Origin of the sequence: Pseudocalidococcus azoricus BACA0444 (assembly GCF_031729055.1) — a bacterium.
GTDB classification, from domain to species: domain Bacteria; phylum Cyanobacteriota; class Cyanobacteriia; order Thermosynechococcales; family Thermosynechococcaceae; genus Pseudocalidococcus; species Pseudocalidococcus azoricus.
In genome coordinates, this window is the sequence record NZ_JAVMIP010000009.1 from 35,488 (window position 1) to 58,073 (window position 22,586).

General features: G+C 50.1%; 19 protein-coding genes. 11 read left to right on the plus strand and 8 right to left on the minus strand.

What is annotated here, in order from left to right; translation table 11 throughout:
• The first annotated feature begins 516 nt into the window (after positions 1-516).
• Positions 517-1,806 carry a histidine--tRNA ligase gene (gene hisS, locus RIF25_RS09935; protein ID WP_322878383.1) on the plus strand — a complete coding sequence of 430 codons (1,290 nt, stop codon included), beginning with the start codon at positions 517-519 and terminating at the stop codon, positions 1,804-1,806.
• Positions 1,807-1,822: 16 nt separating this feature from the next.
• On the opposite strand, the gene topA is transcribed toward hisS, so the two are convergent.
• The gene (topA, locus tag RIF25_RS09940) at positions 1,823-4,489 is read right to left on the minus strand and encodes a type I DNA topoisomerase (RefSeq protein WP_322878384.1); all 2,667 of its coding nucleotides are present in this window, start codon (positions 4,487-4,489) and stop codon (positions 1,823-1,825) included.
• 341 nt (positions 4,490-4,830) lie between these two features.
• Between topA and RIF25_RS09945 the strand changes: the two genes are divergently transcribed.
• The 5 genes from RIF25_RS09945 (at position 4,831) to RIF25_RS09965 (ending at position 13,171) form a co-directional block, all read left to right on the plus strand.
• Positions 4,831-8,742, plus strand: a complete 3,912-nt coding sequence (locus RIF25_RS09945; protein ID WP_322878385.1) for an EAL domain-containing protein — start codon at positions 4,831-4,833, stop codon at positions 8,740-8,742.
• Positions 8,743-8,784: 42 nt separating this feature from the next.
• A complete protein-coding gene (locus RIF25_RS09950; protein WP_322878386.1) occupies positions 8,785-9,465 on the plus strand; it encodes a DsbA family oxidoreductase in 681 nt (226 codons plus the stop codon).
• A 191-nt stretch (positions 9,466-9,656) separates the two neighbouring features.
• Positions 9,657-11,147 carry a UDP-N-acetylmuramate--L-alanine ligase gene (murC, locus tag RIF25_RS09955; protein WP_322878387.1) on the plus strand — a complete coding sequence of 497 codons (1,491 nt, stop codon included), beginning with the start codon at positions 9,657-9,659 and terminating at the stop codon, positions 11,145-11,147.
• The gene (gene murB, locus RIF25_RS09960) at positions 11,144-12,061 is read left to right on the plus strand and encodes a UDP-N-acetylmuramate dehydrogenase (RefSeq protein WP_322878388.1); all 918 of its coding nucleotides are present in this window, start codon (positions 11,144-11,146) and stop codon (positions 12,059-12,061) included. The genes murC and murB overlap by 4 nt, the downstream gene beginning before the upstream one ends.
• Positions 12,062-12,076: 15 nt before the next feature.
• Complete coding sequence (locus RIF25_RS09965; RefSeq protein ID WP_322878389.1) at positions 12,077-13,171, plus strand: glycosyltransferase; 1,095 nt, start codon at positions 12,077-12,079, stop codon at positions 13,169-13,171.
• Positions 13,172-13,215: 44 nt separating this feature from the next.
• Here the strand turns inward: RIF25_RS09965 and RIF25_RS09970 are convergent, their stop codons facing one another.
• From RIF25_RS09970 to cbiB, 4 genes are all read right to left on the minus strand, one after another.
• Positions 13,216-13,629, minus strand: a complete 414-nt coding sequence (locus RIF25_RS09970; protein ID WP_322878390.1) for a DUF4168 domain-containing protein — start codon at positions 13,627-13,629, stop codon at positions 13,216-13,218.
• An 81-nt stretch (positions 13,630-13,710) separates the two neighbouring features.
• Entirely contained in the window at positions 13,711-13,929 is a 219-nt protein-coding gene (locus tag RIF25_RS09975; protein WP_015124668.1) for an Hfq-related RNA-binding protein, read from the minus strand.
• A 133-nt stretch (positions 13,930-14,062) separates the two neighbouring features.
• The gene (locus RIF25_RS09980; protein WP_322878391.1) at positions 14,063-14,650 is read right to left on the minus strand and encodes a prolyl hydroxylase family protein; all 588 of its coding nucleotides are present in this window, start codon (positions 14,648-14,650) and stop codon (positions 14,063-14,065) included.
• Positions 14,651-14,655: 5 nt separating this feature from the next.
• Entirely contained in the window at positions 14,656-15,678 is a 1,023-nt protein-coding gene (cbiB, locus tag RIF25_RS09985) for an adenosylcobinamide-phosphate synthase CbiB (protein WP_322878392.1), read from the minus strand.
• A gap of 409 nt (positions 15,679-16,087) precedes the next feature.
• On the opposite strand from cbiB, the gene RIF25_RS09990 reads away from it, so the two are divergent.
• The 4 genes from RIF25_RS09990 (at position 16,088) to petM (ending at position 18,419) form a co-directional block, all read left to right on the plus strand.
• Positions 16,088-16,675 carry a phosphate-starvation-inducible PsiE family protein gene (locus tag RIF25_RS09990; protein WP_322878393.1) on the plus strand — a complete coding sequence of 196 codons (588 nt, stop codon included), beginning with the start codon at positions 16,088-16,090 and terminating at the stop codon, positions 16,673-16,675.
• A gap of 66 nt (positions 16,676-16,741) precedes the next feature.
• Positions 16,742-17,461 (plus strand): photosystem II repair protein Psb32, encoded by a 720-nt coding sequence (psb32, locus tag RIF25_RS09995; RefSeq protein WP_322878394.1) that lies wholly within the window; start codon positions 16,742-16,744, stop codon positions 17,459-17,461.
• A 52-nt stretch (positions 17,462-17,513) separates the two neighbouring features.
• Complete coding sequence (locus RIF25_RS10000) at positions 17,514-18,248, plus strand: 2-phosphosulfolactate phosphatase family protein (RefSeq protein ID WP_407682389.1); 735 nt, start codon at positions 17,514-17,516, stop codon at positions 18,246-18,248.
• A 69-nt stretch (positions 18,249-18,317) separates the two neighbouring features.
• A complete protein-coding gene (gene petM, locus RIF25_RS10005; RefSeq protein WP_322878396.1) occupies positions 18,318-18,419 on the plus strand; it encodes a cytochrome b6-f complex subunit PetM in 102 nt (33 codons plus the stop codon).
• Between the two features lie 149 nt (positions 18,420-18,568).
• Here the strand turns inward: petM and RIF25_RS10010 are convergent, their stop codons facing one another.
• Together RIF25_RS10010 and RIF25_RS10015 are read right to left on the minus strand one after the other, a co-directional pair.
• Entirely contained in the window at positions 18,569-18,703 is a 135-nt protein-coding gene (locus RIF25_RS10010; protein ID WP_322878397.1) for a hypothetical protein, read from the minus strand.
• Positions 18,704-18,730: 27 nt separating this feature from the next.
• Positions 18,731-18,910 (minus strand): hypothetical protein, encoded by a 180-nt coding sequence (locus RIF25_RS10015; RefSeq protein ID WP_322878398.1) that lies wholly within the window; start codon positions 18,908-18,910, stop codon positions 18,731-18,733.
• Between the two features lie 150 nt (positions 18,911-19,060).
• Here RIF25_RS10015 and RIF25_RS10020 point away from each other — a divergent pair, with 150 nt between their 5' ends.
• On the plus strand, positions 19,061-19,585 hold the full coding sequence (locus RIF25_RS10020) for a P-loop NTPase family protein (RefSeq protein ID WP_407682390.1): 525 nt from the start codon (positions 19,061-19,063) through the stop codon (positions 19,583-19,585).
• Here the strand turns inward: RIF25_RS10020 and RIF25_RS10025 are convergent.
• Entirely contained in the window at positions 19,582-22,284 is a 2,703-nt protein-coding gene (locus RIF25_RS10025; protein ID WP_322878400.1) for an MGH1-like glycoside hydrolase domain-containing protein, read from the minus strand. The genes RIF25_RS10020 and RIF25_RS10025 overlap by 4 nt on opposite strands.
• Between the last annotated feature and the right edge of the window lie 302 nt (positions 22,285-22,586).

Below are 22,586 nucleotides of genomic sequence, written 5' to 3' on the forward strand. Positions count from 1 at the left end.
GACCAGAATTAAATCTGTCAATTAACAGAGATAAATTATGACATCAAAATGCTGAAGAGGGATTAAGCTCTCCGGAGTGCTCACAAGTTTGTAGGCTATCTATATAAAGCATTAGCTTAAATGACCCCAATTGCAATAACTAGGGCTTTGGAGATTCTTAATGTTTGTATAGGAACTAGTTATCAATCTTTGCGTTTATTTACAGCTAAATTCCTATCACCAATTATGCCATAGAAACAAGTCAATTGTCATCGAGTTTTTTCATTCTTATATTCAATGATTGTAGGCTGTGTTTCCTGACCAAATTGTGCTTTCAAAGCCTTGGCAGGGGAGTCCCCCTCAGGAAAAAATGATTGCTAAGGGGTGGGCCGCTGGTCTGGAGAATGACGACTTCTCGGTAGGTCTAATCGTGAAGTTATGAAACAGATAATTTTTAGATTCTCTGTAAATATTTAATCGGAGTTCGCTAGACTGAGAAATGATCAGGAACAAGATAAGTCGTATCGGGATGAGGCAATGGCAGGGATGCAAGCTCCACGGGGAACCCGGGATATTTTGCCCACAGAAGTCTCCTATTGGCAGCAAATTGAAGGCATCGCTCGGCAGATTCTTCACCAGGCCGCGTTTCAAGAAATTCGTACCCCACTATTTGAACAAACTGAATTATTTCAACGGGGAATTGGGGAGGCGACAGATATTGTTGGCAAGGAAATGTACACCTTTACGGATCGGGGCGGGCGTTCTTTAACCTTGCGGCCAGAGGGAACAGCCAGTGTGGTGCGGGCCTATATTGAGCATGGGTTCCAGGCCCAGGGGGGAATCCAACGCCTTTGGTACACCGGCCCGATGTTTCGCTATGAACGTCCCCAGGCCGGCCGGTATCGGCAATTTCATCAGTTGGGGGTGGAAGTTTTAGGTACTCATTCGCCCCGAGCCGATGCGGAGGTGATTGCCTTGGGCCTGGATATTCTCAAAGCCCTGGGCCTGGGGGATGTGACCTTAATGCTCAATTCTGTGGGAAGTCGAGAAGATCGGCAGCGGTATCGCCAGGCCTTGGTGGATTACTTAACCCCCTTTCGCGACGAATTAGATCCGGACTCTCAAACGCGGCTGGAGCGCAACCCGTTACGGATTTTGGATAGCAAAGACCCGAAAACCCAGGCGATTGCCCAAGATGCTCCCCAATTACTCGCGTACTTAGCTCCCGCCTCCGCAGAACATTTTGAACAGGTACAGCAGTATTTAACGGATTTGGGGATTACCTACACCATCAATCCCTGCCTAGTGCGGGGCCTGGACTACTACACCCATACGGCCTTTGAGTTTCAACAACTAGACCTGAATCAAGAGGCAACGGTCTGTGGGGGAGGACGTTATGATCACCTCGTCAGCGAATTGGGCGGCCCAGAAACTCCGGCCGTGGGTTGGGCGATGGGGCTAGAACGGTTGATTTTACTCCTCCAGGCCCAGCAGGTGGCTCCAGAGATTCATCTAGATTTCTATGTCGTGGCCAAAGGTGACACAGCAGAACGACAAGCCTTAAAACTCGCCCAGCAGCTTCGACATTTAGAATTTGCCGTCGAGCAGGATTTAAGTGGCAGTGCCTTTGGGAAACAGATGAAACGGGCCGACCGCAGTGGGGCCAAACTGTGCCTGATTATTGGCGAAACTGAAGCCACTCAGCAAACTGTCCAAGTCAAAGCCCTCAGAACTAGCGAGCAAACCCTGATCAGCCAGGCCAAACTCGTTCACAATCGTGCTCAACTTCAGCAATGGCTCAATGGAGCGGGCCTGGAACTGCCTTAATCTTAGCCCTCCCTAACTAACCGGACGTTGTTTTCTTGGCTCTGGTTGAGGTTGACTGCGTGGATTTTTTGGGCGTAGTTTTGCGGGTTGTGGTTTTCTTTGGGGTAGATTTATTGGCTGTGGTGTTTTTTGTGCCCGCTTTACCTTTGGGGGCTTTTGCGGCTAACAAGGGGAGTGCTAACTCTAAGGTCATCTCCTCAACTGTGACTCCTTCCGGTAATGAAGCATTCACCTTGCCATGATTCACATAGGGGCCGTAGGGGCCATTAAAAATCTGGATGGGCGCGTCATCACCAGGATGGTTGCCTAAGTTTTTGAGAGCTTCTTTCTTGGTGCGGCCGCGGGTGGCTTTCGGTTCTGCCAGGATTTCTAAAGCACGCTCCAAGGTGATGGTAAACAGGTCATCCCCAGCTTTGAGGGAGCGGTATTCTTTTTCCCCATCGGGATCTACCACCACATAGGGGCCAAACCGACCTTGATTGGCCTGGATGAGTTTGCCCGTTTCAGGATGAAGGCCGAGGGTGCGCGGCAGAGATAGCAACGTTACCGCCAGATCTAGGGTCACTTCTTCAGCGGTCACTCCCTTTGGCAAAGAGGCACGCTTGGGTTTTGGGTTTTCCGTTGTCGCTTCACCCAATTGCACATAGGGGCCAAACCGGCCTGAGAGCAAGAAAATAGGTTCCCCAGTTTCAGGATGGAGGCCTAATTTGTCGGGGCCTTCCAGCTTTTGGCGAATTAGTTGTTCAATTTGCTCGTGGTTGAGACTGCCAGGGGTGGCATCTTGGGGCAAGGAGGCTTTAACGGGGGCATCCCCATTCTCCATGACCACAAACGGGCCATAGCGACCGACCACAACTTCGGCTTTGACATTGGGTAAATGAATCGCTCGGGCGGAACTGGGATCAATGCCTTGTTCGCGCTCCTTGACTTGGGTTTCCAGGCCCTTATCCCCTAAATAAAACTCCTCTAGGTAGGGTAACCAGTTCACCTCCCCTGTAGAAATATCATCTAAGGTTTGTTCCATCCGGGCCGTAAACCGTAAATCCACTAAGTCCGGGAAATTTTGCTCCAAAAGTCCGGTAACGGCAAAGGCCGTGAACGTGGGTTCTAAAGCATTACCGCGGCGGATGGCATATTCCCGATCCAAAATCGTGCTGATGATCGTGGCGTAGGTACTGGGGCGGCCGATGCCTTCACTTTCGAGGGCTTTAACGAGGGTGGCTTCCGTAAACCGGGCCGGGGGTTGGGTTTCATGGGCTTGGGCATCCAGCTTCTGACAAACCAGAGCATCCCCTTGGGTGAGGGTGGGAAGAATCACCTCTTGGCTTTCAAGGGCCGCATCTGGATCATCAGACCCTTCCACATAGGCCCGGAAAAATCCTGGAAAATCAATCTGCTTGCCACTGGCGCGGAAAATGGCATTGTCGGCCTGAATCTGAGCCGTGATTAAGGTCAAGCGGGCCTCAGCCATCTGACTGGCAATAGTGCGTTTCCAGATCAGGTCATAAACATCTAACTCCCGACCACTTAATCCCGTCGCGTTCGGCAACACAAAAGCACTTCCCGCCGGACGAATCGCTTCATGAGCTTCCTGAGCACCTTTGGATTTAGTCGTAAACTGGCGGGGCTTGGGGGCAAGGAAATTCTGCCCATACATCCGGCTGACACAAGCGCGCGCGGCGGTAATCGCTTGCTCCGAGAGATGCACTGAGTCTGTCCGCATATAGGTAATTAAGCCCTCTTCATAGAGTTTTTGGGCAATCCGCATTGTGTCTTTGGCCGAGAGATGCAGTTTCCGGTTGGCTTCCTGTTGGAGGGTCGAGGTGGTAAAAGGGGGGGCCGGTTTGCGGGTTTGGGGCCGGGATTCCAACTGACTGACCCGCCAATCAGTTTGGATCAGACGGTCTCGCAAGGCCTGGGCCGTGGTGGCATTGAGTAAAACCACATTCCGATTGGCCTGGATTTGCCCAGTGGCGGGGTCAAAATCACTCCCTGTGGCGACGCGCTGCCCTCCGAGTTCAATTAAGGTGGCCGTAAAGGGAGATTTATTTTTATCTAAAGTCGCCTTTAAGTCCCAATAGCTCCCAGAATGAAAGGCCAGCCGCTCCCGTTCCCGATTGACAAGTAAGCGCACCGCCACCGACTGCACCCGCCCGGCCGAGAGATGGGGAGCAATTTTCCGCCACAACAGCGGGGAAAGGGTATAACCCACTAAGCGATCTAAAATCCGGCGCGTTTCCTGGGCCCGGACTAGCTTCTGATCCACTTGTCGGCAATTTTCTAGGGCAGCTTGAATGGCTTCGGCGGTAATTTCATGGAAGACCATCCGTTTAGTGGGGATTTTCGGCTTCAGTAACTGCAACAAATGCCAGCTAATACTTTCCCCTTCCCGATCTTCATCCGTGGCCAGGAGCAGTTCATCGGCATCGGCCAAGGCAGATTTCAGTTCTTTAACGATTTTTTGTTTATCCTTTGGCACGATGTAAAGGGGTTCAAATCCTTCCTCCACATTTACCCCTAAGGTGGCCCAGTCCAGGCCCTTGAGATCCGTGGGAATATCTGCCGCACTCCGAGGTAAATCGCGCACATGGCCCATTGAGGCTTCAACCCGGTAGTCTTTGGGAAGATATTTACGAATCGTGCGGGCTTTTGTGGGCGATTCAACAATGACAAGGGTGGACATAAGCAGAAGAAAGTTCCAAACCAGAGAGAAAGTAATTAAGACAAATTAGCAGTCCTGACGAAAAACCGCTTAGATCTCACAGGGTAGCAGTAGAGGCTCAGGAATGGGTATGCCCAGGCCCTAGGGAGGGGTGAATGTAACATCATTATTGACGATACATTGCCCAGAAGTTGGAGCAGCCCCGCTCCGAAAAAAGTTTATTTTGTGTAATTCGTAGCTGTGCCCCTGGTCCGAAGTCTGCTATGAAAGTTGGATTATAACTTTTTTTATTGTTTTAACTACTTTAGTAAACCCTTTTTAATCTACCCTTGGGGTAAAGGAAATTTGCCAGCTTGGCCCCAATGAATCCGCTGTCGCCCTTGTCCGAGTCCAGTTTCTTCACTCCAGTATCAGCCCAGGCCCCATGGGTTGGTGGCCTATTCCAGTCCCTTTTGTCTTTTACTGCTGAACCGATCTTTTTAGTGGGAGTCCAGGCCATAACCGGGGAATTTTTCTTCTTAGAGTCTAACGAGCAGGCTCGCCAAGTTTTAGGCCTCAAGGCATCAGGTAGTTTGCCCTGTCGGGTGGATCTGGCCCTTGTTGAGAGCGTAGGCAGTTGGCTGATGCCCCATCTCCAGGCCTGCTGGCAGCAACAAGAACCCTTATCTGTCGGTGGCGGACCATTGCTCCTCGATTTGCAGCCCTTAAGTGCCGCACTGGGCCTAGGGGATTTAATTTTAGGGAGTTGTCATCATGCTACTGCCCCCGCCGCGCTCCAAGACTCAGCCCACCGCCTCGGTAACCTTTTGAATGGATTACCTGGGATTGTTTTTTCCTTTGCCAATAGTTCTCATTGGCCGATGCAATATCTGAGTCAAGGCTGTCGAGAACTGACGGGTTACACCAATACGGAGTTGCTCTATCGCAGTGGAGAAGCCTTTAATGCCATTACCCACCCCCAAGACCTCGGCCGAGTCCTCCAAACCCTTGAATTGGCCATCACTCAGGCAAAATCCTATGAAATTGAATATCGGATTATCACCAAAGCCGGCCTGGAGCGTTGGGTGCGAGAATATGGCATCCCGGTGTTAGACCCGACCGCCTCAAGTGGTGCCGCCCCAGTCATTGCGGTGGATGGTTTTATTCGGGACATTACCGATTGGAAATTTATTAACCAGGCCCTCGACCTGCCCTTATCCCAGGTCAGTTCCAACACTGGGGATGACTTTTGCCGGGACTTAGCTCTCCATTTGACCGAGGGCCTGCGGGTAGATTTTGCCATGATTGCTGAATTAACCCCACCTCACCAGGCCGAGACGCGGGTCGTTTGCTATCAGCAGCAGGTAGAGGAAAATTTTTGCTATGACCTCAGGGGCGCGCCCTGTGAAATGGTCGCAACATCCCCAGAACCCTGCTTTTATCCCTGTAACGTTCAAGCTGCCTTTCCCGAAGATCGTCTCTTACAAGAGATGGAGATTGAAGCCTATGCAGGGATTCCCTTAATTAATGCCCGGCAAGAATGTCTGGGTTTAATGGCCGTGATGCATCAGTCCCCGATTGAAAACTTGTCCCTGATTGCCGCTGTTCTCCAAATCCATGCCCCGCGAGTTACTGCCGAACTGGAACGTCAACGGGGCGAACGGGCTCTCCAAGCCGCAGAAGCGAAATGGCGGGCCTTGGTGGAATATAGTTCTGACTTGATCTCTATTCTGGCCCCCAGTGGTGAAATTCGCTATCACAGTCCCGCTATTAACCGCTTACTGGGTTACACGGCTGCAGAACGCTTAGGTCGAAGCTTTTGGGAATTGATTGATCCGGCGGATTATCCCTTTCTTCAGCAGGCCTGGCAACGGTTAATTACCCAAAACAGCATTCTGATTACGGTTGAATATCGGGCTAAACATCGGGATGGCACCTGGCGATACCTCGAATCCACCGCCCAAAGTTATATTGACGATCCCTTCATTGCTGGCATTGTTGTCAATACCCGGGATGTGGGGGAACACAAGGAAACCACCGCTAACCTCAAGCAACTGATTCACTTTGAACAATTAGTTACCACCCTGGCCACCCAGTTTATTAACCTACCCATTGAAGACATAGATGGGGGTTTACAACGTATTCTCCAGGCCACGGGGGAATTTACAATGGCCGATCGGAGTTATTTATTTTTACTTGATGATGCCAGTGGAACTACCATTAGTAACACTCACGAATGGTGTGCTCCGGGGGTTCGTCCAGAAATCCAGACCCTCCAACACCTTGTTGTGGCGGATCTCTATCACTTTTTTCAGCCTCTATTTGACTTAGAATCCATTTGCTTAACCCGCATTGACCAGTTCCCAGCCGATAGTCCCACTCGGGAAATTTTAGAACGCCAGGATATTCAAGCCCTCTTAGCCGTCCCCTTAAGTTCAGAAGGGAAATTCATCGGCTTTCTCGGCTTTGACTATGTCCATCCTTGCAATCATGATTTGGAAACCTACATTCCCCTGCTAGAAATTTTGAGTGAACTGTTTATTAACGTCTTAGGGCGACAGCAGCAAGAAAAAGAACTGCGCCAGGCCATTGTTCAAAGCGCAAAATCCGAAGCGAAATATCGGAGTATTTTTGAGAACACCATTGAGGGTATTTTTCAATCCAGTCCCAGTGGCTCCTACATCAGTGCTAATCCCGCCCTGGCGAAAATTTATGGCTACAGCACCCCTGCCGAGTTGCAAGCGAACTTGACCGATATTAGTAACCAACTCTATGTCTTACCGGAACGCCGCCAGGAATTTGTTGAAATCCTCAGTCAACAGGGCTATGTGACAGATTTTGAGTCTCAAGTCTATCGGCGGGATGGGCAAATTATTTGGATTTCTGAAAATGCCCGGGTTGTTAAGGATACCGAGGGCCAGCCCCTTTATTTTGAAGGCACAGTTGTTGACATTACCGAGAGGAAACTAGCAGAAAGTACGATCTACTACCAGGCCTTTCACGATTTGTTAACGGGCTTACCCAATCGGGTCTTGTTTGATGATCGCTTACCCTTGGCCTTAGCGGAGGCTCGCCGTCACCATGATTTTGTGGCTGTGATGTTTTTAGACCTGGATCGTTTCAAAGCCATCAACGATACCCTCGGTCATGCCATTGGCGATCAACTCCTCCAAGAAGTGGCGGCCCGTCTAACGCGATGCTTACGGGAAGTGGATACTGTTGCCCGCTGGGGTGGCGATGAATTTACGATCCTGTTGCCCGGCCTGGCCCAACCCCAAGATGCCGCCCTCGTGGCCGAACGCATTATTACCACCCTCAAACCCAGCTTTAATCTGGAAGATCATCATCTACACATCACCACCAGTCTCGGGATTGCGATTTTTCCCCAGGATGGCGAGGATGCGGATACTCTCCTGCGTAATGCGGATGCCGCCCTTTACCGAGCCAAAGATACGGGCCGGGATAACTATCAGTTTTATCAAGCGACCTTTAACGCCCAGGCCAGCTTTTTACTCCAACTGGAGCAGGATTTACGCCAGGCTCTCCCCCAAGCGCAACTGCAACTGTTCTATCAGCCCCAAGTTGATTTGGTCACTGGCGAGATTTTACATTTAGAAGCCCTGGCCCGTTGGCAACACCCGGTACACGGCTTGCTCTCCCCAGGAGACTTTATTTTAATGGCTGAGGAAAACGGCTTAATCGTTAGTATTGGCCAGTGGATATTGCACCACGCCTGTGGGGAATGCCAGGCCTGGCAAAGCATCGAGGGACTTCAAGGAGTCGGTGTTTCTGTTAATTTATCTGCTCGACAATTTTTGGATCCCAATTTGGTCCAGACCATTAAAACTGCCTTAATAGAAAGTCAATTACCCCCAACATTATTGACCGTAGAAGTGACGGAAACCATTGCCATGCAAAACCTCCAACGCAGCCAAGAAATTCTGGCCGAACTGCGGGACTTGGGCCTGGGCATTGCCTTGGATGATTTTGGCACGGGGTATGCGTCTTTGAATTACTTAAAACGGTTTCCCTTAACCAGCTTAAAAATAGATCGCAGTTTTATTATCGACCTAGCTGAAGATGCCCAAGATCAGGCAATTATCCGGGCAATTTTGTCCCTTGGGCAGGGCTTAAACCTAGAGATTGTGGCTGAAGGTGTCGAAACCCAAGCCCAACTGCAAGTTTTACAAGCCCTCGGCTGTCATGGGATCCAAGGCTATTATTGCTCTCGTCCTTTACCCTATGCCCAACTCCTGGCCTGGGTCGCAGCGGGCGGCTGTCATTGGCCTTGGTAAAATGTGCTATGGGGATACCTCACCGCTGGAGAGGATTTAATCGTGACAGAGCCAATTCGGATTGCTCATTTTTCGGATATTCTCTGTATCTGGGCTTATATTGGCCAAATTCGCCTCACTCAATTACAGGAAACCTTCCCAACTCAGGTAGTTTTTGACTATCACTTTGTCGAGATATTTGGAAACACCCAGGAAAAGTTAACTAAACGGTGGCAAGCGCGCGGGGGCCTGGCAGCCTACAATCAGCACGTTCTGTCTGTGGCCGCGAAGTTTGACCATATCCAGGTACATCCAGAGATTTGGACAAAGGATATTCCCCCTTCCTCAACGGCTTGTCATCTGTTCCTTCACGCCATCAAACTCCTCGAACAAAACGCTTTGATTGATTCAGCCAAAAATCTCTATGCCCAGGCCATTTGGCGGTGTCGAGAAGCCTTTTTTATAGATTTAGCCAATATTTCCCAGCGGTCAGTGTTGTTAGCGATTGCCGAAGACCTGAAGCTCCCCATTGCCGCCATTGAGTCGGAAATTAACTCGGGCGCGGCCTTTGCTCAACTAGTCGAAAACCTTGATCGAGTCAAAGACTATGGTGTTTCCGTCAGCCCAACCCTAATTTTTAATGAGGGCCGCCAGCGATTATCTGGAAATGTTGGCTATCGGGTGATCCAGGCCAATGTTCAAGAATTGCTCCATAATCCGCCTGGGGAATTGTCTTGGTGTTAATTGCACCTTGATTCTGGGTCTTAATACCTGCCCAGTTTTAAGCCTCATCTGTCAAAGTCTGGGTTAATCTTCCTGGCTGAGAGTCACATAGAACTCGACCGTTTTCAGTAATACTCAGGGAATACAAAAACTTCCTGCTATCATAAGCCTGAGGTTTTTATACCTATTGACTTCCTTGTGGGGTGAGTGTAATGGAGTTGGCTAAACCACAGTCTATACCGATGAGTTTTAATGGGCGACCCTTCCATTTCATTGGTATCGGTGGGATTGGGATGTCCGCCTTAGCCTATATCTTGGCCAAACAGAAATTTGCGGTTTCCGGTTCAGATTTACGCGCCACCAACTTGACCCATCAGTTGCAAGCCATGGGTGTGACCTTTTTTGAGCACCAAGTTGCTGAGAATTTAACGGACTACCCGGCCCGCACTGGCCATCGCCAACTCCCCCAAGTCATCTGCTCCACGGCAATTCGGGAGAACAATCCTGAGTTTCAAGCCGCCCAGGCCCTTGGTTGCCCAATTTTTCACCGCTCGGATATTTTAGCGGCCCTGATTGAACGCTCCCAAGGCATTGCCGTTGCTGGCACCCATGGCAAAACCACCACCAGTAGCATGGTCGGCTATGTGCTCTTGGAAGGGGGATTGGATCCCACCATTGTGGTTGGCGGCGAAGTGGCGGCTTGGCAGGGGAATGCCCGGATTGGCGATGGGTCTCATCTGGTTGCGGAAGCGGATGAGTCCGATGGGTCTCTGCAAAAATTTGCCCCTCGTTTAGGAGTGATTACAAATATTGAGTTGGATCATCCCGATCACTACCAAACCCTGGATCAAGTGGTGGCGATTTTTGCACAGTTTGCCCAACAATCTCAGGGCCTGGTGGTCTGCTGGGATTGTCCAACTGTCCGGGAGCGCTTAAACCACAAAAACTTGATTACCTACAGCCTCAGGCGGGAATCGGGGGCTGACTATACTGTGGATCATGTCCAATACGGGGCCAATGGCACAACCGCCCATGTATCGGAGCGGGGAAAATCCTTGGGAATTTTGCAATTGAAGCTCCTCGGGGCCCACAATCTCCAAAATGCCCTTGCGGCCATTGCGGTGGGTCGGGAAGTTAGCCTGGATTTTGCCACAATTTCCGCAGCTTTAGCCAAGTTTGAGGGAGCTAGGCGGCGGTTTGAGGAACGGGGCCAGGCCAATGGGGTGCGGTTTATTGATGACTATGCTCACCATCCCAGTGAAATTCAGGTGACGCTCCAGGCCGGTCGGTTACAAGTGGGCCATGATCAACCCTGGCGGCGGCTGGTGGCAGTGTTTCAACCCCATCGTTATAGTCGAACCTTCACCTTTCTGGAAGAATTTAGTCAAAGTTTCCAGGCCGCGGACGTGGTTGTGATTACGGATATTTATAGTGCCGGAGAACCCGATCAAGGTCTTGTCGAAGCGAAGGATCTGGTTAACCGCTTAAGTCAGTATCATCCCCATGTGAGTTACGCCCCAACCGCCACCGATGTGCGTTATCATTTGCGGCAAGTCCTATCTCCTGGAGATCTGGTGATTTTCCTAGGGGCCGGCAACCTCAATCAACTCATTCCTGATGCGATTGCGGATCAAGTCCCCTCACCAGTGAATGGAGCCGAGGTGATTGCTGTTAATGCTTGCGTGCAGGTGGTGGCTCAATGATTAAAACACCCACAGCCCAGATTATTCCCGGCACTCAATGTGTCATTTCACCCCAAGTCCCCCTGAATGGGTTTACGACTCTGAATGTGGGGGGTGCAGCCCAGTGGTTTGTGGCCCCGGAATCCATTCAAGACCTGCAAGCGGCCTATCGCTGGGCCCAGGAATATGATTTACCGATTACAGTCTTGGGGGCTGGCTCCAATTTACTCATTAGTGATCAAGGGCTGCCTGGCCTGGTGATTGCCACCAAACATCTACGCCGGATCAAGTGGGACAAGGAAACTGGCCAAGTCACCGCCGGAGCCGGACGCGCCCTGCCCCAATTAGCCCATCATGCGGCTCGCCTTGGGTGGTCAGGGATGGAATGGTCGGTGGGAATTCCGGGCACTGTGGGGGGGGCAGTAGTGATGAATGCGGGGGCCCACGGCGGCTGTGCGGCTGATTATTTAGTTTCGGCCTTAGTGTTAGAACCTGATGGCTGTTTATCTGTGGTGACTGGCTCAGATTTAGCCTATGGTTATCGCTCTTCCGTCTTACAGGGAACCCAACGCTTAGTCCTCCAGGCCACTTGGCAAATGGAACCGGAGCAGGATCCGCAGCGGGTCAAGGCCACAACCCAAGAGCATCTCAATCAACGGCTTTCGACCCAGCCCTATCATCTCCCCAGTTGTGGCAGTGTGTTTCGTAATCCCCAACCCCATACCGCTGGCTGGCTGATTGAGAAAGTTGGCCTTAAGGGGTATCAAATTGGCCAGGCCCAGGTGGCAGAACGGCACGCAAACTTTATCCTCAATCGGGGTGGGGCGAAGGCGATGGATGTGTTTCAACTGATTCGCCATGTCCAGGCCTGTGTTTCTGAGCGTTGGGATGTCCTGTTACACCCGGAAGTGAAAATCTTGGGCGAATTTGCCTAATGTGATGCGTTGACGATGACTGCCTCCCTTGGCCTGGCGATGATTGTCCGGGATGAAGCCCAGGATTTACCCAGGTGTCTTGCCAGTGTCCAAGATGTTGTGGATCAAGTTGTCATTGTTGATACGGGGTCAAGGGATCAGACCATAGAAATAGCCCAGGCCTGGGGTGCAGAGGTCATTTGTTCCCCTTGGCAGAATGATTTTGGCCAGGCTAGAAATATCAGTCTCCAGGCCATCCAAACCGACTGGATTTTAGTCCTTGATGCCGATGAAGCCCTAGTACCAGAGATTAAGCCAAGGATCCAGGCCAGCATTCAGCAAGATAATTTAATTGCCATTATGCTGCTGCGTCACGAAGTCGGTGTCATTCCCCCCTACTCGGCAGTATCCAGGCTATTTCGCCGCCATCCAGATATTTACTTTAACCGGCCCTACCATGAAACCGTGGATGATGCGGTTTTAGCCCTTGTTCACAAGGAACCCCATTGGCAGATTGGGCAGTTAGAGGGAGTGGCCATTGAGCATTGGGGCTATACAGGGGCACAACTACAAAAACGGGATAAAACCACCCAGGCCATTGTCATTATGGCGGACTATTTCGCGACTCACCCAGATGATGCCTATATATGCTGTAAATTGGGCGGGATGTATTTACAAACAGGTCAAGGGGAATTAGCCCAGGCCACCCTCCAACAGGGCCTCAAGATTAAGAACCCGGAAGCCCCTGTCACCTATGAACTCCACTATCACCTCGGCAATTATTACGGTCAAATGGGGGATCAAGCTCAGGCCATCCAGCACTATCAAGCCGCAATTCATCAAGAAATTCCCCCCATCACCAAGATTTCAGCCCATATTCGCCTTGCCCAGGCCTGGAGCCAGCAAAAAAAATACTCCCAAGCCATCCAAGCCTATGAAACGATTCTGCAAATTGCCCCGGAGGTTCCCCTGGCCTGGCAGAATTTAGGGGTAATTTATCTCAAGCTTGGACAAATTCAAACCAGCCTCAGTTATTTTCGCCAGGCCATAGATTGTCTTAAGATGACAGACCCACCTGAAGCACAACGCCTGCAAACCGAACTGGCGGCAATGGGTTTTCCACTTTCTTAAACCTTGACCAAATTGGCAAAAGAGTAACGCGCAGATTAATGAATCTAATCCGACTCTTGCAATTGGGTCACAATCCGCTGGCTCAGTTCTGGATATGTATTGGCCAGACCCAGGAGTTGTAAATATTCGGGCCCCGTTAATCCAGCCGCTTCAATTTGGGTAATGGCCGCTGTTTCAATATCCTGCTCAATTTGCAAAGCTTCGGCCTGGGTTTCAGCACTGCGTAATTCCGCTTCTCGGGAATCAATCAGGGCAATCACTTGGCGGTAGGCCTGGGCAAACTGACTAATTTTCTCAGCGGATATATCACTAGCGGTTAATTCCGGAGTTTCTGGCGTAGTTGCGGCCCAGGCCGGCCCACTAAAGTTACTTAGGCCACCGATGACTAACCCTAAAACAATGAGTAAGCCCAGACCCCAGCGAGCTAGAGCTTGTCCATAAGCACAAATTTTATTCATGTACAGTCTCCTGATTGGCAGAATTTCTAACGGTGGCTTGGAGAGATCAGGCTTTTTGTCTGGGGCTATGTCAGCCAGACCTTAAGAAACTTTTGGCTTGATAAAGACAATGGACTGCTTCCAGACAATAGTTGGCTGATCGTAGTGATCGAGAATGCAGAGGCAATTATTATCCTGCCAGCGAACCTTGCCCACCACCAAATCGCTCGTTACCAGTTTGACCTCAACTTCGGTGTTATCTTTAATCAAAGTTTGGACTTGCCGGACACTGGGTAAATTGGCATCAAAATCATCACCCATGACTGATCTTCCTCCTTGATGAGTAGCGCATTGGGGGTACTAGCCTTGCCTCACTCACTGTAGCCTACTGACGGAATTGGCCCAACCCTGCCCCCAGCTATCCCCTGTCACTTGCGTCATTGTTCCTGAATTATTAGTAATACAGCCAAGTGGTAAAGGCATATTTTACTCCCGATTGAACTGGCAAGGCCTGGTGGGGATGGGTAAAGGAGGAGGGAAAAACCAACACAGAACCCGTTTGGGGGATGACCTTCACATCTTGCCGATCAAAAAAAGTTTCTCCGCCGCTAAAGTCCTGATTCAAGTAGCCGACAATACTAATATCCCGAGTCGGAATCCCCTCGGCCACCTCCATCATGCGGCTGGCTAAGAGCAAATTATCCACATGGCGGCGATACCCTTCCCCGGCCTGGTAACGCAGAATTGAAAACCTCTCAACATTGGGAAAATCAATCCCGTAACGCCCATAGATCAGGCCTTGGATGATTTTAATTTTCTCATATAACAAATCTTGTGTGGACTTTTGGAGGGGATCATCGCCATCGAGGGGTAATAATCCCCCACTGCGCACCTCCCTATCCACAACACCCATCAGAATCTTGGAGGGATCAAACTGGATACATTCGGCCACTTGGATAATGTGCTGACAGAGGGTCGCATCCAGTAACTTCTCAACCAAGAGAATATCCTGTCCCAAATCAAGTAACCGAGGGGAAGTCATAGGGTTCAGCCAGATACATTCAGTTCAAATAGATGCCGTAACCCAAGGATGCCCACCAGTAACAGTAACCAGGCCAGGGAAAGCCAGCGGGTTAAATTCAAGGCTTGCTCAATTGTACCCACCGTCATTGGCTGCTTGGGTTCACCCAAAAGGGGCTTAACTTTTCGTTCCCCCTGATAATAGTTTTCGCCCCCCATTTGGACCCCTAAAACCACTGCATAGGCACATTCACTCCAGCCAGCATTGGGACTTGGATCCAAGGGGGCATCGCGACAACAAATCTCCCAGGCCTGGCGCGGGTTTTGGGCCCATAGCAGTAAGGATAAAACCACCAACCGACAGGGAAACCAGGTTAAAACATCCTCTGTTTTCGCCGCCACCCAACCCAGATCTGCATAGGGAAATCGCCGATAGCCAATCATCGAGTCGAGGGTACTAGCCGCTTTGTAGGCCATTGCCAAGGGAACTGGCCCCAGGCCTGGGATTAAACAGCCCAATCCGGCATAAAACAAGGGGGCAAAAACTCCATCGGTGGCATTTTCCGTCACAGTCTCCAAAACGGCCCGCAAAATTTCCCCAGCCCCTAGATTTGCTGTATCTCGCCCGACATAGCGACTTAATCGGTCTCTAGCTGTGATCAAATCTCCCTGTTGCCAAGGAGTCAGGACATCTACTGCCGCCGCCCGCAAACTCCGCCCTGCCCAACAACTGGCCAAAAGAATGACGGAAATCACGAATCCCAGGCCTGGCCATAATCGCTCTCCCCCTGCAACCAGCAACCAACTCACCCCGCCTGTGCCCAAAATGATCCCCCAGGCCAAGAGTCCCCCACTGATGCGGAAATAGAGCCGTTGAGTTGTGGCAGACATGGGAATTCGTTGGCCCAGTCCGAAAATGAATTGCTGACCCGCTGCAATCGCCGCCCCCATGACCTGGACTGGATGGAGCCACGACCAAGGATCCCCCAGCCAAAAATCGAGGAGGGCAGCCCAGCAGAGAATATAGCCATTGTTTAAGGAAGGTGCCATCATCTTCTCTAGGGTGACGCAGACTATGCTGGCTTAACAAATTGGCCAATCTAGCCTTTCGCAGCCTGTTTTGAGAGCGTAGAACTGTTACCAAGACGGCCCATCAAGCATTTTTTGACTTAGCTCCATCTCACCGTCAAGCAGTCACGCTAGTCAGGAATGCTAGTCACGCTATGGTTGCCCAATCAGCCCCTTACTAATTTGCCCCAGGCCTGGCCATAACCTAGGTCATCTCATACCGCTCCTGTTGGCAACCCCATCCTCCAGCAGTCCTAGTTGTTGATGAATTTAATTAGTAAATTTAATCGAAAGACTCTCGACCGATAAGCCAAGATAAACTTTAATCAATTTTAGGCCTCATCAACATTGGGCCAGGGTAGTTCATCTCCGTGCAAAGCGAGGTTTCTCTATGGCCCCTAGAATCGCGGCAAATTCTAACATTGCGCCCCAAATCACTTGGTTCAGTCGCCAGGGCCTGGTGGCAATTCTAGAAACCATTCAGGACTTAATTGTGATTTCCCTTTGCATTGGCCTGTTTAGTTTCATGGTCTTGGAGTTACGGGAGATGTTTATTTCCCTGTTGCCCCCCCTAGATTTTCCCAATGTGACGGCCGATATTCTTTTCCTACTCATTTTGGTTGAGCTCTTTCGGTTGTTGATCATTTACCTCCAAGAACAGCGTGTCTCCATTGGGGTCGCGGTTGAAGTGGCCATTGTCTCTGTCCTGCGGGAGGTGATTGTCCGTGGTGTCTTGGAAGTGCCTTGGAGTCATGTCCTATCAGCCTGTGCATTTTTATTAGTCATGGGCGCGTTATTAGTCATTCGGGTTTGGTTACCACCGACCTTTGCAGGGGTTGATCCCGAACGGGAAATTCGCCGCCGCTACCAACTCAGCAGTATTCTCCCCAACAATCTGACTCGGGAAGACCCACCCCCTCAAGATTTATTGACGAGTCACAATGACGCAAGGGCCAATCAAGCTGATAATAAAACTTAATGACGGTTATTCGATCCGCTAATTTCCATGTTGGCAGATCAGTAAAATTTATTAGATTCTCCAGTTATGAACGGTTTTAACTCAGCATCTCGGCCCTTATCCCTTGGCCGGTTCAAGGCTTTCACCCAGGCCCTTGGGATGATCATCAGCTTTTTTCTCTTGATTGCCCCACCTGTTTTAGCGACCGGAGCCTATGCCTTTCCTATCCCGAATGACAGTAATCCCCTCTGGGTGGTGGATCAGGGAGATATCATTAGCCCATTAACAGAGGGCCGCCTGGAGGGGATTGCCAAGAACCTGGCTCAATCCACAGACACTCAGGTACACTTTGTGACAGTCCATCGCCTCGACTACGAAGAAACGCCCACCACTTTTGCAACCAAACTCCTCAATCGCTGGTATCCTGAACCAGAGGATCAAGCCAATCAAGCCATTCTCGCCCTTGATACTGTTACCAATGGGACCTATTTAATCACAGGGGAAGCCGTTAAAGCCAAGCTACCCGATGATATTGCTGAGAGTATTGCCCAGGCCACAATGCGCGTCCCGATTAAAAATGGCAACTATAATCAGGCTTTTTTGGATGCCAGTGCCCGGATTGAAGCGGTTTTAAGCGGACAACCTGACCCTGGCCCCCCAGTTGAAAAGGAAGTTGTCGCCGAAAAGACCTACAAAAGCCTTGACGAAACCGATGATCGCTCAGCCACTGTGATTGTGATTGTTTTACTGATTGCCGCTACCGTCATTCCAATGGTCACCTACTACTGGTATCAAGGTTCGTCATAAGATTGGGGACAGTGTGGCGGACAGAATCAATCCGGTGGAGGCTATTACGATTATGCAGGTTTACATTTATCACACCCCAGAGCGTGTTCCCCCGGATTGGGTTCCCGATTGCGCCATTGCTGTAGATGTCTTGCGGGCCACGACAACTATTGCCACCGCCCTGGCCGCTGGAGCCGAAGCCGTCCAAGTATTTAGTGACCTAGAAGATCTAGAGCAAGTCAGCCAGGCCTGGCCAGCAGAGCAGCGGATTCGGGTTGGAGAACGGGGCGGGAAAAAAGTTGAGGGCTTTGATCTGGGAAACTCCCCCTTTGATTGCACCCCAGAGCGAGTCAAAGACTGTCGGTTGTTTATGAGTACGACCAATGGCACCCGCTCCCTAGCCCGGATTCAATCGGCCAAAATTGTCCTCGCTGCTGCCTTAGTGAATCGGGCTGCGGTGGTGAATTATGTCCATCAACTCTATCCGCCCACAGTTTGGATTGTTGGCTCCGGTTGGGAAGGGGCCTATTCCTTGGAAGATACGGTTTGTGCGGGTGCTATCGCCCATAGTTTATGGATGTTGACAGGACTGTCAGTGGCAGAATTTGCCGGGAATGATGAAACAGTGGCGGCCTTGGCTCTCTATCGTCACTATGAGCATGATTTACTGTCTCTCTTCCACCAGGCCAGTCATGGACAACGGCTCCTGAAACTTGGCTCGTTGGATGATTTGAAATACTGTGCCCAGACGGATATTTTGGATGTGCTGCCGATCCAAACGGAACCCAAAGTATTAGTCGCCGGATAGGGCTAAGATAAGTTTTGATTGTTTTTTGATGGGGCGACCCGTCTTTCATTTTGGAGAGGTTGGAGCATCATGGCTGGAGAGATTTTTAATACCGCAGTAATTTCCTTTACCTTAGTCCTCGTTGGCCTGGGCCTAGGTTACTTTCTGCTGCGGGTTACCCCTGATGAGTAAATCGAGGGCCAGGGTCTTGGATCCATGAGGGCTAGATAGTCCCAATCGAGAACCTGAATCAGCGAATCTAACCCTATCCCTCCCCAGTCCTCCCCTGAAAACAAAAAAACCTCGCTGCCACTACTGGGGAGTGAAATTGGCACATTACTTTAACCCAATACATCAGCACTCACAGGGACATCCATCGAAACAAATGCTTTGCTACCCTGTAGAGCCGGAGGAGTCGTGACCCGGTATTCACATTGATTGTTGGCCACAGATTTGACATGGGCAGATTGGGTCATGATCGGTGGGAAAGTGGCCCCATTTAATCACTTGACCTTGAGTTGAGAACAGATACCGGGTGCACTATTGAGGAAGATTTTTCCGCTAACCGTGGGGGCAAGTTCAATCCGGTTGGGAATCCCATTAGGCTTCAGGGTTGGGTTGTTAATTTGGGTTGATACAGTTGCAGGGATTTCCGCGTGAACTGCCGTTGGGGTGAGAGTCATGAGGCTAACTACGGAGCAGATCGCAAACCGTTTCATAATAGTGTTACGCAGGCTGTTCTGAGAGAGTAAAAATGTCAAAAAGACTGCCCATCAAGCATTTTCTGACTTGTCCCCATCTGACCTTAAATGAGTAACGCTATAGTGAGAGCTATGCAGAAAGTTGCGATCTTTGGCAATGCTGGGGGCGGAAAATCAACACTCAGTCGCGAACTAGCTACAATAACCGGTTTGCCGCTTTACACCTTAGACAAGATTAAGTTTCAATCTGATGGGCAAGAAGTCCCCCAGGCCGAGTATGAGCAAGTCCACCAGGCCATTTTAGACTCTGAGAGATGGATTATTGATGGCTTTGGATCACTGGACACCCTCTGGCCCAGACTAAATGCTGCTGATACCCTGATTTATGTTGATTTACCCCTAGCCCGGCATTTCTGGTGGGTGACAAAGCGATTCCTGACAGGGTATATTTCGCCCCCAGCTGGTTGGCCAGAAAACAGTCCCATTCTCAAGAGCTCGCTGCGGAGTTACCAAGTCCTCTGGCTATGCGATAAACGTCTTACCCCCAAATATCGTGACTATGTGCACCAGGCCCGCAGCCGAAAAACGGTTTATCACCTCCGCACCACTGAGGAAATGGCTCAGTTTTTGCAATCCATCCAAAATCAGTCGGGTTAGGCCGTCCCAATGGTGGTGGAGACGGCGGACATATAGGTTTTTTCCAAGACTTCTTTGCTGGAAAGGGAGGCCTGGCCTACTAAGTTACGGGCTGCTAATCCAGACCATCCAGTTTGGTGGCTGGCCCCAATCCCGGCCCCATTGTCGCCATGGAAGTATTCATAGAACAAAATTAAATCCCGCCAATGGGGATCTGTTTGAAACTTCTCGGTTTCCCCATAGACTGGTCGCCGTCCTTCGGTTTGCAGAAAAATATTGTTCAGGCGGGTCAGAATTAAGTCGGAAACATCCCAGAGGGTCAGCCAATTCCCGGAGCCGGTGGGACATTCCACCTTAAACTCATCGCCATAATAGCCATACATTTTTCGCAGAGCTTGGACAATAATGGCATTCACCGGCATCCAGACCGGGCCGCGCCAATTGGAATTTCCGCCAAACATCCCCGATGTTGATTCGGCCGGTAAGTAATCCACCCGGTAAATGTCGCGCCCTAAGACGAATTTATAGGGATGCTCGAGATGATAACGGGATAGGGATCTCAGGCCGTAATCACTCAAAAATTCTGATTCATCCAGCATTTTACTCAGGATACGCCGGAGCTTTTCAGGGCCAACCGGACAGAACAGATGGCGGTTTTTCACTCCGAGAGCATTGGGATCGTTGATATTGGCCAAAAGTTCGGGATGGCGGGCATTAAACTCGGCGAGGCGGGCTTTGAATTTTGGTAAACGCTCAAGAATTTCATCACTGACAACGGCCGTGGCACAGAGGGGAATCAGGCCCACCATGGACCGGACTTTTAAGCGTTGGGCCCGGCCATCGGGGAGGTGGAGAATGTCATAGAAAAAGCCGTCCTCTTCGTCCCAGAGTTCATCTTTGTTGTTTCCAACCCGATCCATCGCTCCGGCAATGTAGATGAAATGCTCATAAAACTTGCAACAGAGGTCTTCGTAGGCGGGATTGTCGAGGGCCAACTCCACAGCCATGTTCAACATATCGAGGGAATACATGGCCATCCAACTGGTGCCATCGGCTTGCTCTAAGCGTCCCCCCATCGGTAATGGTGCGCTGCGGTCAAAGACTCCAATGTTGTCCAGGCCAAGGAAGCCGCCTTCAAAGACATTATTGCCTGAGGTATCTTTGCGATTCACCCACCAGGTAAAGTTAAGCAGGAGTTTGTGAAACACACTTTCGAGGAAGACCTGATCGCCTTGACCGCCATTCAAAGCCTTGTCCAACATATAGATTTGATAGGTGGAAATGGCGTGAACCGGCGGGTTAACATCCCCAAAATTCCATTCGTAGGCGGGGAGTTGACCATTGGGATGAAGATGGAGTTCATCGACCATCAGGCATAGTTGTTCTTTGGTAAATTCCATATCCACCAGGGACAAGGCGGCACAGTGAAAGGCCAGATCCCAGGCGGCAAACCAAGGATATTCCCATTTGTCGGGCATGGAGATAATGGCAGAACTCTGGAGATGAAACCAATCTTTGTTGCGGGTGGGGAAGCGTTCCGGGCAATCAGGGGGGAGAATTTCATCTTCAAGCCATTCTTTAACTGGGAAGTTGTAATACTGTTTTGTCCACATCATCCCGGCAATAGCCTGGCGGGCAATATTTTTAGCATCAGGACTGAGGGTATCGGGAATCACTTTACCGAAAAATTCATCGGCTTCTTGACGGCGGGCCTGGAATGTTTCTGTAAAGGTGGGGCCAAAGTCCGAGTTAGGAGTTGGGCCGAGGCGAACTTGAATGATTTGACTGCCCCCGGCCGGAATTTCGAGAAAATAATCAGCCGCAGCTTTTGTCCCGACTCGGCCGGGATTCACAGCATCGGTTTGACCATGGACTAAATAGTTATTAATCCCATCTTTGACGTAGGGTTGCGGATTCTCCAGGCCAAACACCCGTTCCAGATTCGTTTCATTCTCGGTAAACAACAGAGGTGGGGCCCGATGACAGGATAAATAGCGAGTTCCCAATTCAGGATGTTGGGCGGCAATGATTCCAGCACTGGTTTGGCATAATTGGGGTTTTGTAACGGGGTGTTTAAACCAACTCCAAGTATTACGGAACCAAATAGAAGGCAACACATGGAGGCTTGCGGCTTGATCTCCCCGATTAAAGACTTCAATTTGAATTAACCAATCTTCAGGAGATTCCTTGGCATACTCCACAAAGACATCAAAATAGTGATCTTCGTCAAAGACACCCGTATCAATAAGTTCATATTCTTGGTCGTAGTAGCCGCGCCGGGCATTGGTCTGCACTAAGTCATCATAAGGAAACTCAGCCTGGGGATATTTGTAGAGATATTTCATGTAGGAATGAGTTGGCGTACTATCTAGGTAAAAATAGTATTCCTTAACATCTTCACCGTGATTCCCTTCACTATTGGTTAGACCAAAAAGTCGTTCTTTAATAATGGGATCAACGCCATTCCAAAGGGCCAGGCCAAAACAGAGTTGCTGTTGATCATCACAAATCCCCGCTAGGCCATCTTCTCCCCAGCGATAGGCCCGTGAACGTGCTTGATCGTGGGAAAAATAATCCCAAGCATTGCCATCGGTAGAGTAATCTTCTCGGACAGTCCCCCACTGTCGCTCACTCAGATAAGGACCCCATTTTCGCCAAGGATGTGTACCGGCTTTAGCTTGATTGAGTCGTTGAATTTCAGGAATATTTTGGGTTGACATCGTGAAGTCCTTAGGTAGGGGTAGTTCTGTATCGGATTTGACAGGGGTAACAACTAATCAAGGATTTTAGGCGTATTTAGCTTAAACGTACCAAAGTAAGTCCTAGGCCTGGTTAATCTTCAAAAATTCTTTATAGTTACCCATCTCTAGCCTTCCCTATTCCAAACATTGACGAGTCAAGATAGTTTATTCCTAGAACTGATTATTTTAAGCATAAGCATTTGATCTACTTGGCAAAACTAGTTATGGTGGAGTCTGCGATGATTTAAGACTGATAAATCAAATAATCTCACTGATATAAA

Coding starts and splice junctions, on each gene's coding strand:
- RIF25_RS10010 (WP_322878397.1), bottom strand. CDS start 18,703: ATGACCCAATCTGCCCATGTCAAATCTGTGGCCAACAATCAATGTGAA.
- RIF25_RS09980 (WP_322878391.1), bottom strand. CDS start 14,650: ATGACTTCCCCTCGGTTACTTGATTTGGGACAGGATATTCTCTTGGTT.
- RIF25_RS10020 (WP_407682390.1), top strand. CDS start 19,061: ATGCAGAAAGTTGCGATCTTTGGCAATGCTGGGGGCGGAAAATCAACA.
- murC (WP_322878387.1), top strand. CDS start 9,657: ATGGAGTTGGCTAAACCACAGTCTATACCGATGAGTTTTAATGGGCGA.
- RIF25_RS10000 (WP_407682389.1), top strand. CDS start 17,514: ATGCAGGTTTACATTTATCACACCCCAGAGCGTGTTCCCCCGGATTGG.
- RIF25_RS09975 (WP_015124668.1), bottom strand. CDS start 13,929: ATGGGTGATGATTTTGATGCCAATTTACCCAGTGTCCGGCAAGTCCAA.
- RIF25_RS09945 (WP_322878385.1), top strand. CDS start 4,831: ATGAATCCGCTGTCGCCCTTGTCCGAGTCCAGTTTCTTCACTCCAGTA.
- murB (WP_322878388.1), top strand. CDS start 11,144: ATGATTAAAACACCCACAGCCCAGATTATTCCCGGCACTCAATGTGTC.
- petM (WP_322878396.1), top strand. CDS start 18,318: ATGGCTGGAGAGATTTTTAATACCGCAGTAATTTCCTTTACCTTAGTC.
- psb32 (WP_322878394.1), top strand. CDS start 16,742: ATGAACGGTTTTAACTCAGCATCTCGGCCCTTATCCCTTGGCCGGTTC.
- RIF25_RS09965 (WP_322878389.1), top strand. CDS start 12,077: ATGACTGCCTCCCTTGGCCTGGCGATGATTGTCCGGGATGAAGCCCAG.
- topA (WP_322878384.1), bottom strand. CDS start 4,489: ATGTCCACCCTTGTCATTGTTGAATCGCCCACAAAAGCCCGCACGATT.
- cbiB (WP_322878392.1), bottom strand. CDS start 15,678: ATGGCACCTTCCTTAAACAATGGCTATATTCTCTGCTGGGCTGCCCTC.
- RIF25_RS10015 (WP_322878398.1), bottom strand. CDS start 18,910: ATGACTCTCACCCCAACGGCAGTTCACGCGGAAATCCCTGCAACTGTA.
- RIF25_RS09990 (WP_322878393.1), top strand. CDS start 16,088: ATGGCCCCTAGAATCGCGGCAAATTCTAACATTGCGCCCCAAATCACT.
- RIF25_RS09970 (WP_322878390.1), bottom strand. CDS start 13,629: ATGAATAAAATTTGTGCTTATGGACAAGCTCTAGCTCGCTGGGGTCTG.
- hisS (WP_322878383.1), top strand. CDS start 517: ATGGCAGGGATGCAAGCTCCACGGGGAACCCGGGATATTTTGCCCACA.
- RIF25_RS10025 (WP_322878400.1), bottom strand. CDS start 22,284: ATGTCAACCCAAAATATTCCTGAAATTCAACGACTCAATCAAGCTAAA.